This is a genomic window from Streptomyces sp. NPDC001980 (assembly GCF_040296885.1).
In the GTDB taxonomy this organism is placed as follows: domain Bacteria; phylum Actinomycetota; class Actinomycetes; order Streptomycetales; family Streptomycetaceae; genus Streptomyces.
This window is the reverse complement of the sequence record NZ_JBEOYD010000004.1, coordinates 1-12,780: the sequence shown is the minus strand read 5'-3', so window position 1 is coordinate 12,780 and position 12,780 is coordinate 1. Positions and strand designations below refer to the sequence as shown.

Genomic DNA, 12,780 nt, shown 5'->3' with positions numbered 1-12,780 from the left:
CTCCCTGTAAGACAGCCTGTGAGACAGCCGGACGCCGACCGTGACGCTCGCTCATGACCCGACTCCCGCCGGGTCGGCCAGGAAGGCGAGGGCCGCGCGGGCCGTGGCGTCGTTCTGCCGGAACGCGGGCCCTCCGGTGCGCGGCCGGGTGAACGCGCCGGGCGTACGGCCGTTCGTGAACGGCCCGAGCGCGAACCGGCGGGGATGCGGCCGCCCGCCCCCGTCGAGGATCCGCCCGTCGGCGGGGTCCACCCTGAGCAGCCCGTCGGCCGTCTCGGCGGCCTCGCCGGCGGGCAGCCCGCGCAGCAGGGCGTCCCGGGCGCGCCCCACGGTGGGTTCGGGCAGCCGCGCCTCGACAAGGGCCCGCGCCTCCACGGAGAACCCGGGCACGGTGTCGGCGGACGCCCGGAACACCCCGCCCTCGGCCGTCACCGACATCCCGGCGCCGACGAACCGCAGCACCCCGGCCCGGGACAGCGCGAGCATCTGCCGCAGCCGGGGGCCGGGCGGCCCGGAGGCGAGGTAGCTGAAGAACCCGTGCCACCAGGACCCGATGTCGCCGAGCCGCACCAGCTGTCCGTAGACGGAGAGCAGTCCGAGGAACACCGCCAGGTCGGTGCTGTACGCGGGATCGTGCCGGCGCCCCAGGTCCGCCTCGATGTAGCCGCGCAGCCCCTCCTGGAACTCCTCGTGCGACCCGTACCGCACCCCGTCCAGCGGGTGGTCGAGCGCCGCGAGATCGAGCCGGTCGGCCGGATCCGGTACGGCGGCCGCCACCAGCGCCCGCACTTCCGCGTCGCCCTCGGCGGCGGCGTACTTCTCCTCGAAGTCCCGCCAGGCGACGGCCGTCCGCTCGGGATGGACGGTGAACAGCCGGTGGTAGTGGGCGAAGCCCAGCTCCTTCTCCACCAGCGGCCACACGTCCCGCCGGAAGTCGAAGCCCCCGGGCCGGGCGAGCAGTCCGTCGATCTCGGCGGGGCCGAGGAAGCGCGGCAGCGGCGGGCGTTCGCCGGTCCAGTCGTACCCGATCTTCGAGTGGTACGGCACGCCGCGCCGCGACCCGACGTACAGCACCGGCTCCTGCCCGGACGGCACGTAGGTGTCGCCGTCGTAACGGCCGCCCCGCCCCTCCGTGAGCAGCACCATCAGGTCGACGAAGGCGAGCCCGAACCCCCGCACCAGCACCGGTTCGCCGGGCCGCAGTGCGGACAGGTCGCTGTCGGCGGTGAAGTCGGGCGGCAGGTGGACCAGGCCGTGCGCGTCGGCGTACGCGGCCAACTCGGCCTGCTCCGGGTCGAGTTCAGCATCAAGGTGGCCGAGGGCGAGGACGACGAGGTCGGCGAGGAGCGGGCGCGGCCGGCCCTCCAGCCAGACCTGCTGGCGGCCCTCGCGCGGCCCGCTGACCCGCAGGGCCCGGCGTGGGTGGTGGTGGACGGTGATGCCGTCCGGGAGGTCGGCGACGGCCTGGTCGTAGACGTGGCGCAGATAGCGGCCCTGGATCTGCCGGTCGGCGAAGGTACGGCCGTCCAGGCCCGCCCACTCGTGCAGGGTGGGGCCCTCCCGCACCGGCCCGGCCATCCGCACCGACTCGTCCGTGAACATGGTGACGTCCTCGGCGTGCGAGTTCATCCACAGCAGCGGCGACTGGGCGGCCCGCCAGATGCGCCCGGCGCCCGGCGGATGCGGGTCGACCAGATGGATGTCGAGACCCGAACCGGCGTACAGCTCGGGCGCGTTGGCGGCGATCCGCTCCAGGAGTCCGGTCCCCCGCGGCCCGGCTCCCACGATCACCAGCTGGGGCCTCATCGGGCCGCCTCGGAGGTGACGCGGCCGACCGCGGGCCCGGATATGCCGGGGACGGGGGTGATGGTTCTGGCAAGGGTCTCGGAAGACATGCGAAGGCTCCGTGGCGGATCAATCGAACACGGTGGACGCGCACACGGGGGTGCGGGTGCCTTCACACGGAACGCCGGAGTACGGCGCTCTTACGGCCGAGCCCCTCAGCAGGGCCGTCCGTCGACTCTACGGTGCCGTTTCCCCTCGTTGTCAAGGGTGTCCAGAGTGTGAGCAGCGCGTCTCAGGTCAGTTGACGGAGAACCGGAGACCTGTTCCACTTGGCCCATGCATCCGCAGCAGTGGCTGGTCAAGCGCTCCCACATCGACCTCGGTCGAGTGTGGTCCTGTTCCTGTTGAGCTGACCCCCCTGCGCGCCCCGCGGACAGCGGGGACTCTTCGCGTTCCTTGCCGCCGCCCCACCCTTCGCCTTCACACGCGCACCCCTCCCCTCGCACGTTCGCCGGTCCAGTAACACCGCGCCCGCACGACGACCAGGATCAGGATCCTGGTGCGCATGGCGGCCGCTTGCACGGAAGTGCCTTGATGTTTTTTGTTTTACGTCACGGAAACAGAATCAAGGCGAACCCCGAGGCGACCGTCCCGGCGCCGCGTGTCCGTATACGGTGACGGATCCTCACCCCGGTTGCCGCCGCCCGTCGCCGCACCCGAGCCGGCCGACGTCCCCTGAGCGTGCGTCAGACCGCCCCCGAAGACTGTTCGAAGAGGCCCGGAAGGTATTCCGAAGACGCCCCGAACCGCCTCGGCCCGTTCACCCGGACGCACCGTTCATCACCCGTACGCCGGGAACAATCATATTTCACTCTCAGTCAGCAGCCGTGTGAGCTACCGCCCTTGGGGTACCTGGGCTCTCGACGTTTTGGCTCTGCACCAGTACCGTCACAAACCCCCCGTGCGGCGTCTATCCACTTGGCGCGACATCCGCATCATGGACGACCATAGGGATGCGGAAGCAAGAAAGACCGCTGTGAGAGGAGGCGTCCATGGGATCGGTACGCAAGGCGAGTGCCTGGCTTGGCCTCGTCGACGACAACGATGACGAGCGCTACTACGACGACGACTACTCCGAAGGGACCGAGCAGCCCGGGGATGCCTGGGTCACCGACCCCCGGGTCAAGGTGGCCACGGACACCGCCGAGGAGAAGGGCCGCCGGATCGGCACGGTCACCCCGGACAGCTTCCGGGACGCCCGCGCGATCGGCGAGCTGTTCCGTGAGGGTGTGCCGGTCATCGTGAACCTCACGGCCATGGAGCCGGGCGACGCCAAGCGTGTCGTCGACTTCGCGGCCGGGCTGACCTTCGGCCTGCGCGGCACCATCGAGCGGGTCGCCAACCGGGTCTTCCTGCTGACCCCCGCGAACACCGAGATCGTCAGCGGTGAACCGGCCAGGCGCCGGGAGGACGGCTTCTTCAACCAGAGCTGAGGCAGGGCCGCTCACCGGCCCTGCCCCCGCGCGGGGTTCACCGGAAGGCGTCGAGCCCGGTGAGTGCCTTGCCCAGCACCAACTGGTGCATCTCGACGGTGCCCTCGTAGGTGAGCACCGATTCGAGGTTGGTCGCGTGCCGCATCACGGGGTACTCCAGCGAGATCCCGTTCGCCCCGAGGATCGTCCGCGCGGTACGGCAGATCTCGATGGCCTCCCGTACATTGTTGAGCTTGCCGAAGCTGACCTGCTCCGGAAGCAGGCGACCGGCATCCATCCGCCGCCCCAGGTGATGGGCGAGCAGGATTCCCTTGTGCAGTTCGACCGCCATGTCGGCGAGTTTGGCCTGGGTGAGCTGGAAGCCGCCGATGGGCCGACCGAACTGCTCGCGCGACTTCGCGTAGTCGACGGCGGTCTCGAAGCAGGTGCGTGCCGCACCCATGGCGCCCCACACGATCCCGTACCGGGCGTGCGACAGACAGCTGAGCGGCCCCTTGAGCCCGGTGACCTCGGGCAGCACGGCATCGGCGGGCAGCCGCACGTCGTCCATCACCAGCTCACTGGTGACACTCGCCCGCAGCGACCACTTGTGCTTGATCTCGGGCGCCGAGAACCCCGGCGTGTCGGTGGGCACGGCAAACCCCCGGATCCCGTTCTCCGTCTGCGCCCACACGACGGCGACACCCGCCACCGACCCGTTGGTGATCCACATCTTCCGCCCGCTCAGCACCCAGTCGCCGCCGGCGTCGCGCCGGGCGTACGTCCGCATGGCGGCCGGGTCGGACCCGTGATCCGGCTCGGTGAGCCCGAAGCACCCGATGACGTCGCCGGCGGCCATGCCCGGCAGCCACCGCTGCTTCTGCTCCTCGCTCCCGAACCGATAGATCGCGTACATGGCGAGCGACCCCTGCACGGACACAAGGGACCGGATCCCGGAATCGGCGGCCTCCAGCTCCAGGCAGGCGAGCCCGTACTGCACGGCGGACGCCCCGGCGCAGCCGTACCCACTGAGCGACATCCCGAGCGCCCCGATGGACCCGAGCTCCTTGGCGAGCTCCCTGATGCCGGGCAGCGCCCCGCTCTCGTACCACTCGGCGACGAACGGCAGCACCCGATCCGCCGCCCAGCTCCGCACGGTCTCCCGTACGGCGAGATCCTCCGGCTCCAGAAGCTCGTCGATCCCGAGCGGGTCACCGGCATCGAACATCAGAACCCTCCCAAAACTAGCACCGCTAGTTACACCAGCTTAGGCACAGTCTCCCTGTTCCCTCCACCCACGCACCACCCGTGCGGGTCTCCTGAGAAGGCGAACTCCCCCGTGGCCCGCATTCACCGTCGGCGACCGCGCGCAGACGTCCCCCCGCAAAGACAGCACGCAGACACGCCCCCGCACCCGCACGGGCGGCGCGTGGGCGGGAAAGCCCCTGACCCGCACCCGCCAACGGCGAACCGCCCCCACAGGTCGCCCCTCCCCCACCCCGCACGGGCGGCGCGTGGGCGGGAAAGGCCCTGACCCGCACCCGCCAACGGCGAACCACCCCCACAGGTCGCCCCGCCCCTCCCCCAACCCGCACGGGCGGTGCGTGGGTGGGAGAAGTTCTGACCCGCACCCGCCAACGGCGAAGTCCCCGCAGGAGCTACGCCGACACGCGCGAGCGTTCGGCTTCCCTGGGGGCGGGGAGGTCCACCGAGGCGGCTGTGTCGTCACACTGCATGGCGCGCGGCAGGCGCAGTGCCATCACGGCCCCCAGCAACAGCAACCCCGCACTCACCAGCAACGTCACATGCAGCCCGTGCACGAAGGATTCCCGCGCCGCCCGGCGCAACGCCGCCCCCGCCGACCCGCCCAGCCGCCCGGCGACCTCGTACGCCTCCCCCAGCGAATGCCCCGCCGCGACCGACGCCGACGCCGGTACTCCCGGCACCCCGGCCAGCCCCGGCGCGTACGCCGCGTTCATCACGCTGCCGAGGAGCGCGATCCCGATCCCGGCGCCCAACTGGTACGACGTCTCGCCGATCGCCGCCGCCCCGCCGGCCTGCGCCGCCGGCGCCTCGCTCAGCATCGACTCGTAGGCCCCGAAGAGCGTGGTCTCCAGGCCGAAGCCGAGCATCAGGAAGCCGACGAGCAGCAGGCCCGCGTCGTCGGTCCCGCCCATCGCCGTCAGCGTGAGCACCGCCGCCGCGGTCAGGCAGAAGCCGAAGCACACCATCCGGCGCGGCCCGAAGCGCCGCAGCATCCGCGCCCCGGCCAGCCCCGCCGCCATCGCGGCGAGCGTCAGCGGCAGCAGCCGTAGCCCCGTCTGCAACGGCGAGAGGCCCAGCACCAGTTGCAGGTACTGCGCGGCGATCAGTTCGAGGCCCACCAGCGCCAGCATCGCCAGCACGATGCAGCCCACCGCCGTGCTGAACGCGGGCCGCGCGAACATCTTCAGGTCCACCAGCGGGAACGTCCGCCGCCGTTGGCGTCGTACGAAGAGGACCAGCAGCAGCGCGCCCAGCAGCAACGGCACCACCGTCAGCGCACTCCCCGCCGGCTCACCGCCGCCCAGGCGCTTCACCGCGAACACCACGCCGAACAGGCCGACCGCCGCCAGCAGCGCACCGACCACGTCCCAGGGGCCGTTGCGGTCGCCGCGGGACTCGGGGAGGAGGAGACGCCCCACCGGAAGGCTGACCAGCATCAGCGGGATGTTGACCAGGAAGACCGAGCCCCACCAGAAGTGTTCGAGGAGGAAGCCGCCGAGGAGGGGGCCGACGGCCGCACCGACCGCCGCCACCGCGCTCCAGATGCCGATGGCGAGGGCCCGCTCCCGCCGGTCGGGGAAGACCATCCGGAGGATGGAGAGGGTCGCGGGCATGATCATCGCGCCGCCGACGCCGAGCAGTGCCCGGGCCCCGATCAGCGCCGCCGCGCTCGGCGCGAGGGCGGCCGCCGCGGAGGCGATGCCGAACAGGGCATAGCCGAGGAGCAGGACGCGCCGCCGGCCCACCCGGTCGCCGAGCGTGCCGAACAGGATCAGCAGCGAGGCGCAGACCAGCGGGTAGACGTCGACGATCCAGAGCAGCTCCATGGCACCGGGCTTGAGGTCCTCGGTGACGGCGGGCACCGCGACGTGCAGCACGGTCGCATCGAGGGCGACCAGCAGCAGGCTGACACAGAGGACGACGAGGACGACCCAGCGGTTGGCACCGGCACCGGCCCCGGACACCGCACGACGGCGCGGTCGTACGGCGGCCGTGGTCGTCCCGGACATGTACGTACCTCCCAGATGGTCCCTCGCGTGCGGCGGACCGGCGGGGTGGGGACTCCCCGTCGTACGGCCGGAGAGGAGCGGGGTCTCCGGCCCGCGCAGACGAACGCGAGTGACATGTCAGCGTACGCGAGTTCGTTGCGGGGGCACGTGGCGGACCTCTCACACGCTCCGGAGAACTCATGTGGCGTACGCCACTGCCCCCGCTCTGCACCACGCCCGCGCGAACCCCGCGGTTCCGCGTCCCGTCGATAATCGAGCCCGTGACCGATCTTGAAACGTCCGTGGCGGCACCGCGCGCCCCCGCCCTGCGCCGGGCGGCGCCGGCCCTGCTCGGATACGCGGCCGTGCGCGCCCTCGGCCTGGTCGTGCTGGCCGGGTGGAGCGCGGCACGGGGCAGGAGCGCGTACACCTTGTTGACGGCGCGCTGGGACTCGCTGTGGTACACGCGGGTCGCCGGACTGGGCTACGGCTACCAGGTGCGGCTGCCCAACGGCGACGTCCACTCCAACCTGGCCTTCTTCCCGCTGCTGCCCTGGCTGGAGCGCCTGCTGCACGCGCTCGCGCCGCTGCCGTACGCCGACGCCGGCTTCACGGTGAGCCTGCTCGCCTCGCTCGCCGCGGCCTGGGGGATCTTCGCGGTCACGGACGTCGTGTACGGCCGGCGGGTGGGGATCTGCGCGGTGCTGGTGTGGGCCGTGCTGCCCGTCGGGATCGTGCAGTCGATGGCGTACAGCGAGTCGCTGTTCACGGCACTGGCCGCGTGGTCGCTGTACGCCGTGCTGACCGGTCGCTGGGTGACCGCCGGGGTACTGGCCGCGCTGGCGGGGCTGACCCGGCCGGTGGGGCTCGCCGTGGTGGCGGCGGTGTGGACGGCTGGGGTGGTCTCGTTCGTGCGGGATCGAGGCAGGGGCGCGCGGGACGGTGGTACGGATCGGCCGGACGGCGCGCATCTCGACGAACGCGCCCCCGAGGCGTCCAGCGCCGCCCGCGCCCGGCGCGCCCCGCAGGCAACCGGCGCACCTCACACAACACGCGCCCCCCACGTCACCACCCCCGGCGCTCCCGTCTGGCGCCGCGCCCTCGGCCTGCTCCTCGCTCCCGTCGGCACCGCCGCCTATGTCCTGTGGGTCGGCCACCGCACCGGCCGGGGCCCGCTCGGCTACCTGGACGTCCAGGCGGGCTGGCGTAACGGCTTCGACGGCGGCTATGCGTTCGCACGCTTCGTCGCCGACAAGTTCACGTCATTTCCGTCCGCTCCGGCCGGAGCGGGTTTGATCCTCGGCGTCGGCCTGCTGCTGTGGCTCTACGTGACCGGAGTCCGCCAGCGGCAACCGCTCCCCCTGCTGGTCTACACGGGTGTCGTCCTCGCCCTCGCGCTGTGCGCGTCGAGCTACTTCGGGTCCAAGCCGCGGCTGCTGATGCCGGCCTTCCCGGTGCTGCTGCCGCTCGCCCGGGCCCTCGCCCGGCTGCGCACCAGCAGATCGGCCCTGGTCACGGCAGGTGTGGCGGTGGCCTCGGCGATCTATGGCGCGTTCTGGCTGAACGGCTCGGGACCTCCATGATCGTTTCGACGTCCTCGGTGAGCGGCCGGAGAATTCCACCCCATGCTTTGGTTAACGAATTCATAAGTGCCATAAAACAGCGACCCGGCATGATCAAAGGAATTGAAGGGCAGACCCGCCGAGGATTACGGAATCCTTAGAATTCGGAGACCTCCTGAGAGGTTTCCCACATCACATCGTCATCACAAAGCCGCAGTTTCGACCGGGAACAGAGCTCACTCGCTGTAACGTCGATTGGGTGCGTACCGAACGAAACCTCACCCGTCTGGACCGGGTGTTCGCCAGACTGGACCGTGAGCCGGAACGACCGGCCCACTTTGATCTGCCGAAGATGAGCCGGCACCGGGTCGTGTTGTTCACCGCGACCCTTGCCTTCTACCTGGCGATCGTGTGGGCCGTCGTGATCACGTCCTGGCTGGTCCGGCTCGACTGGCAGGTCATGTTCTTCCGGCCCTACCAGCAGTGGTCGGGAATCCACTGGTTCGTCGACTACTACGTGGTCCTCGGCCAGCGCGGCCCGACCGCCGTGATGGTCGCGGCCTGGCTGGGCTGGCGCTCGTGGCGGCAGCACACCCTGCGCCCGATGCTCACGCTCGGCGCCTCGCTGCTGCTGCTCAACATCACGGTCGGCGCCGCCAAGCTCGGCATGGGGCGCCTCGGACCGCACTACGCGACCGTCATCGGCTCGAACGAGATGGGCCTGGGCGGCGATATATTCCCCAGCGGACACACCGCCAACGCGGTGGTGACCTGGGGAATTCTGGCATATCTGGCCTCCACCCCGAGAGCCCGCCGCTGGCTCTCCGCCGCCTCGGCGGTCACCTCCCTCGGCGTCGGCATGTCCACCGTCTACCTCGGTACGCACTGGCTGAGCGACGTGTTGCTGGGCTGGGCGGCGGGGCTGCTGATCCTGCTGGCGCTGCCCTGGTGCGAGCCGTTCATCGCCCTCGCCGAGGCCTGGCTCTTCGACCTGCGCGACCGCTGGCGCGCCCGCAGCGGCAGCACGGTGCCCGCACCCGTCCCGGTGCCCGTGGTCCTCAAGCCGCGCCCGGCGCCCGTCGAGCAGACGGAGCCGGAACGCGAACCGGTCTCCCTCGCCCGCGCGCCCAGGGCCCCGATCCACCTGGCGCCCGGCCCGCACACGGCCCGCTCGGAGCGCACCCCGGTGACCCCGGCGGGCAGCCGCCGCCCGCAGCACCCGGAGCGGCAGCCGCGCGGCACCGCCGCCCAGGCGGCCCGCCCGCTGACGGGCGGCTGACGGCCGTACGGACGCGACAGCGGGGTCAGGTACGCACAGCCGGCCCCGGCACGGCGAAGGCCCCGGTTCCCCACTGCGGGAACCGGGGCCTTCGCCGTCGTGGGGTCAGCCCTTCCAGGCGCGCGCCACGACGCCGTCCCGTACCTCGAAGTTGAGCCGCCCCATCCGGTACTCCATGGTGATGATCGCGCCCGGCGGCAGCGAGCGCACCGTGGTCCACCCGCGCTGCCGGGCGAGCCGTTCCGCGTCGCCCGCGTCGCGGCCTACGTACCCTTGCGGGCTGTCCTGGGGCTCCGTCGGCGGAGCGGTGTCCGGTGCCATACGGCCCACGCTAGGCCGCTTCGGGCGGGGACGGAAGCCGAAGTCCCACGTCCACCTCCGGTCACACTTCTGTCACAGAATCACGACACGCGTTTCGCTCGAACTCCGTCACACGTACGAGCGGTTCCATGCGTCTTCCTGGCGCATTCGAGCGCAATTCCCCGATGCCGGTACGGTCTTCCGAAAAGCCGCCGGAAAGAACCGGAAGCCTGGATCCGGGACACTCCGGCGCCTGCATTCCATTCCGATTCCGCCGGGACGCACCGAAGCTGACACCGCATAAGAGATTCACCGGTTCGGCACAGAACCCCCGTACCGCGCGGGTAGGACCGAGGTTGCGGCAACGTGAACTCGGAGCGTGCCGTCCGCACATGAATCGGCCTCACATACGGGCGTGCGCCCCCATTCGGAGCATGTACATGTCCCCACGAAACGCACCGGGCCCCGCCCGGTCGGACCGGGCGGGGCATGGTGGTGCGGGGCAGGGGTGCGCGTCAGAGCGCGAGGCGCTGCCCGGGCACGATGAGGTTCGGGTCGTCGCCGATGACGGCCTTGTTGGCGGCGTAGAGGCGCTGCCAGGTGGTGCCGTGCCGCTCGGCGATCTGACTCAGGGTGTCGCCCTCGCGGACGGTGTAGTCGCCCTTGGCCGAGGTGCGGCCGGTGCCGGTCGTCGAGCGCTGCGGCGTCTTCGCCGCGGGGGTCGACTTCCGGGTGGTCGTCGTGGTCGACGACTTCGACGACTTCGTCGCCGACTCCGTGCTGCTCTTCGTGGTCACCGACGCGCTCTCCGGTGCCGAGCCGGTCGCCCCGGCCCGTCCCGAGCAGACCGGCCACGCGCCCCAGCCCTGGGCGTGCTGGACCTTGGTGGCGACGGCGATCTGCGCTTCCCTGGAGGCCTGGTCGGCCGTCGCCGCGTAGGCGGTGCCGCCGTACGCGCGCCAGGTGGAGGCGGAGAACTGGAGTCCGCCGTAGTAGCCGTTGCCGGTGTTGATGTGCCAGTTGCCGCCGCTCTCGCACTGGGCGATGCGGTCCCACACTCCGTTGTCCGCCGCCGCGGCGTTGCCGGTGGCTGCCAGCAGGCCCAGCGGGGCGAGCAGTGCCGCTCCGGCCAGGGCGGCCGTCGTACGGCCCTTGCGGGAGCCGTTCTTGTTCGCGGCGGTCTCACGGGTGGTATCGGCACACTCGGACATGTATTTCCCTCTCCACATACCCGGGGTCCCCCAGGCGGGACGCGGTCCCCGCGCAATGGACGCGGTTCCTCGCGCTCGCCCCGTCCGCGGCGGCCGGTACTGCGGTGGTGCTCTGCCTGTGCCGGCCGGCGGACGTACCCGAGCGGTGCTCGCTGCACACGGCGGAGGAATCTAGAGATCGGGAACGCCCGAAATCAACCAACTCCCCGTCAGGCCAGGCCAGTTCGATGTTACCGTGGGTAGCGGCGATTTCCAGCCACCCACTACATTCCAGGATTTCGTGATTTGTCGACCATGGGTTCGACGGATCTGTGATTCACTTCACCGCGTCAAACTGCTTTGGCTTGCGAAGAGTTGACGGGGAGTGCCGGATTCCGCACGACGAGTGACCCTGTGCAGCGGATGGTTCGATCCCGATCCCCCCAAGGCGTGACCCCCACCACAGATCGCCCGTTGTCTTCTTCATGAGCCCGCGACCCCGGGGGCTCACGGACCGGGAGCCACCCGGGCCTTCAGGTACCGCATCCCGAGGGAGCCACCGTGCCGCGCATGCTCGACGTCAGCGACGAGGTACGCGCCGAGATCGGCGACGAAGAAGCCGACCGGCTGCTCGCCGGAGACAACGCCCCCGGCAGTTACGACTGCACCTCCTGCCGCACCCCGGGCGACTCCGGACAGGAGCGCACCAGCACCGTCCTGTTCATCGGCGACGAGACCGCCGTCCTCGCCTTCGCCCACGCCACCTGCCTGCCCTCGCAGGTCGTCCAGGTCACCGAGGAGCAGCTGCAGGGCGCGGTCCGCTCCATCAGCGGCGAGGGCGCGCCCGGCGGCGGGGCGCAGAAGTCGGTGCCCGAGCAGGCGGTGCTCGGGGTGACCAGCGGACTCGTGCTGATCGCCGGGGAGTTGCACCCCGCGCTGGTCGTGGAGCCGACCTCGCCGATCGTGCGGCCCGGCACGGACGGGGTGGGCGACGACTTCCTGCCGCTCCTCATCGAACAGGGCTTCATGCCGGTGCCGGAGCTGACCGCGGTGCCGCCGGTGCTGCACGGGTGGTCGGTGCTGCTGGCGGTGGGGCAGCTGCACGCGGTGCTGCAGCCCGGGCCGACGGGTGGGCAGCCGGTGGCGTGGTGGCAGGCGCATCAGCCGCTGCAGGTGACCGACGGGTGGCGGGCGGCCGCCAACAAGCACCAGCAGGTGCTGATGTTCGCGGCGCCGGTGGGGTCGATCGGGCGACAGCCCCGGGAGGATCTGCTGCGCGACGCGATCGACAAGGCGGCGGCGAACGGGAAGCTGGTGGCGGCGGCGCTTCCGCTCGCGGGGGTTTGAGAGGCGCCCACGCAGGTGGGAGCTGCTGTGCGTGAGCGGCTGCGGGTAGTCCGCGGCTGGTCGCGCCCACGCGGCGGTAGCCGCACATTCAATGCGGTCTCGCGCCCCTAATGGCGCATCTCAGGGGCCGCATCTCTTTGAAGACCTGGTCGTTTGGACATACGTGCACGCATACGACCTTCCTCACCACCGGCCGTCCTTCTCCGCCATTCCCGCTGCCCGGGTGGCGCAGGAGGCCTCGGGCGGGGTCTCGGCCACGCCGATCTACGACTCGCTCTACACGGAGTGGGTCAAGGCCTTCCGTACGCTGCCGGGTGATCGCAGCGGGGAGGAGTCCCTGGGGTTCGTCGCCTTCGGGACCGCCCCGTTCAGTACCGGCACCCACGGTCTGGGCTCGTACGGAGGGAACTCGTACAGCGCGTACAGCGCGGGTGCCTACAGCGCCCGGAGCGGTGGCGGGCAGCCCCAGCCGCCGCAGTGGCAGCGGATCGGGACGCCAGGGAGCGACACCTGTGACGTCTTCGGGAAGGTGCGCGCCGTAGCCCCGCCAAGGACCCACTTCCTGCCTGATGCGCACTATCTGCGATACAG

10 protein-coding genes are annotated in these 12,780 nt (G+C 71.2%); 5 read left to right on the top strand and 5 right to left on the bottom strand.

Annotation, left to right across the window (positions count from 1 at the left end; genetic code table 11):
* Positions 1-51: 51 nt before the first annotated feature.
* The gene (locus ABT137_RS06895) at positions 52-1,806 is read right to left on the bottom strand and encodes an FAD/NAD(P)-binding protein (protein WP_351703670.1); all 1,755 of its coding nucleotides are present in this window, start codon (positions 1,804-1,806) and stop codon (positions 52-54) included.
* Positions 1,807-2,837: 1,031 nt separating this feature from the next.
* Here ABT137_RS06895 and ABT137_RS06890 point away from each other — a divergent pair.
* Complete coding sequence (locus ABT137_RS06890) at positions 2,838-3,278, top strand: cell division protein SepF (RefSeq protein WP_293991899.1); 441 nt, start codon at positions 2,838-2,840, stop codon at positions 3,276-3,278.
* A 37-nt stretch (positions 3,279-3,315) separates the two neighbouring features.
* On the opposite strand, the gene ABT137_RS06885 is transcribed toward ABT137_RS06890, so the two are convergent.
* Both ABT137_RS06885 and ABT137_RS06880 read right to left on the bottom strand, forming a co-directional pair.
* A complete protein-coding gene (locus tag ABT137_RS06885) occupies positions 3,316-4,485 on the bottom strand; it encodes an acyl-CoA dehydrogenase family protein (RefSeq protein WP_351703667.1) in 1,170 nt (389 codons plus the stop codon).
* A gap of 430 nt (positions 4,486-4,915) precedes the next feature.
* Positions 4,916-6,532 (bottom strand): MFS transporter, encoded by a 1,617-nt coding sequence (locus ABT137_RS06880; RefSeq protein WP_351703664.1) that lies wholly within the window; start codon positions 6,530-6,532, stop codon positions 4,916-4,918.
* A 260-nt stretch (positions 6,533-6,792) separates the two neighbouring features.
* On the opposite strand from ABT137_RS06880, the gene ABT137_RS06875 reads away from it, so the two are divergent.
* Both ABT137_RS06875 and ABT137_RS06870 read left to right on the top strand, forming a co-directional pair.
* The gene (locus ABT137_RS06875; RefSeq protein ID WP_351703661.1) at positions 6,793-8,094 is read left to right on the top strand and encodes a mannosyltransferase family protein; all 1,302 of its coding nucleotides are present in this window, start codon (positions 6,793-6,795) and stop codon (positions 8,092-8,094) included.
* 238 nt (positions 8,095-8,332) lie between these two features.
* Positions 8,333-9,352, top strand: coding sequence for a phosphatase PAP2 family protein (locus ABT137_RS06870; RefSeq protein ID WP_351703658.1), 1,020 nt, complete (start codon positions 8,333-8,335; stop codon positions 9,350-9,352).
* Positions 9,353-9,457: 105 nt separating this feature from the next.
* On the opposite strand, the gene ABT137_RS06865 is transcribed toward ABT137_RS06870, so the two are convergent.
* Both ABT137_RS06865 and ABT137_RS06860 read right to left on the bottom strand, forming a co-directional pair.
* Positions 9,458-9,673, bottom strand: coding sequence for an I78 family peptidase inhibitor (locus ABT137_RS06865; RefSeq protein ID WP_293991910.1), 216 nt, complete (start codon positions 9,671-9,673; stop codon positions 9,458-9,460).
* 494 nt (positions 9,674-10,167) lie between these two features.
* Positions 10,168-10,863 carry a transglycosylase family protein gene (locus ABT137_RS06860; protein ID WP_351703656.1) on the bottom strand — a complete coding sequence of 232 codons (696 nt, stop codon included), beginning with the start codon at positions 10,861-10,863 and terminating at the stop codon, positions 10,168-10,170.
* 540 nt (positions 10,864-11,403) lie between these two features.
* Between ABT137_RS06860 and ABT137_RS06855 the strand changes: the two genes are divergently transcribed.
* Together ABT137_RS06855 and ABT137_RS06850 are read left to right on the top strand one after the other, a co-directional pair.
* The gene (locus tag ABT137_RS06855; protein WP_351703653.1) at positions 11,404-12,189 is read left to right on the top strand and encodes a DUF8842 C-terminal domain-containing protein; all 786 of its coding nucleotides are present in this window, start codon (positions 11,404-11,406) and stop codon (positions 12,187-12,189) included.
* 163 nt (positions 12,190-12,352) lie between these two features.
* The coding region (locus tag ABT137_RS06850) for a hypothetical protein (RefSeq protein ID WP_502984483.1) at positions 12,353-12,780 on the top strand (428 nt) is incomplete at its 3' end.

What these genes read in the sequence shown, in the direction of transcription:
- ABT137_RS06860 (WP_351703656.1), bottom strand. Translation starts at nt 10,863, where the DNA reads ATGTCCGAGTGTGCCGATACCACCCGTGAGACCGCCGCGAACAAGAAC.
- ABT137_RS06880 (WP_351703664.1), bottom strand. Translation starts at nt 6,532, where the DNA reads ATGTCCGGGACGACCACGGCCGCCGTACGACCGCGCCGTCGTGCGGTG.
- ABT137_RS06890 (WP_293991899.1), top strand. Translation starts at nt 2,838, where the DNA reads ATGGGATCGGTACGCAAGGCGAGTGCCTGGCTTGGCCTCGTCGACGAC.
- ABT137_RS06885 (WP_351703667.1), bottom strand. Translation starts at nt 4,485, where the DNA reads ATGTTCGATGCCGGTGACCCGCTCGGGATCGACGAGCTTCTGGAGCCG.
- ABT137_RS06895 (WP_351703670.1), bottom strand. Translation starts at nt 1,806, where the DNA reads ATGAGGCCCCAGCTGGTGATCGTGGGAGCCGGGCCGCGGGGGACCGGA.
- ABT137_RS06865 (WP_293991910.1), bottom strand. Translation starts at nt 9,673, where the DNA reads ATGGCACCGGACACCGCTCCGCCGACGGAGCCCCAGGACAGCCCGCAA.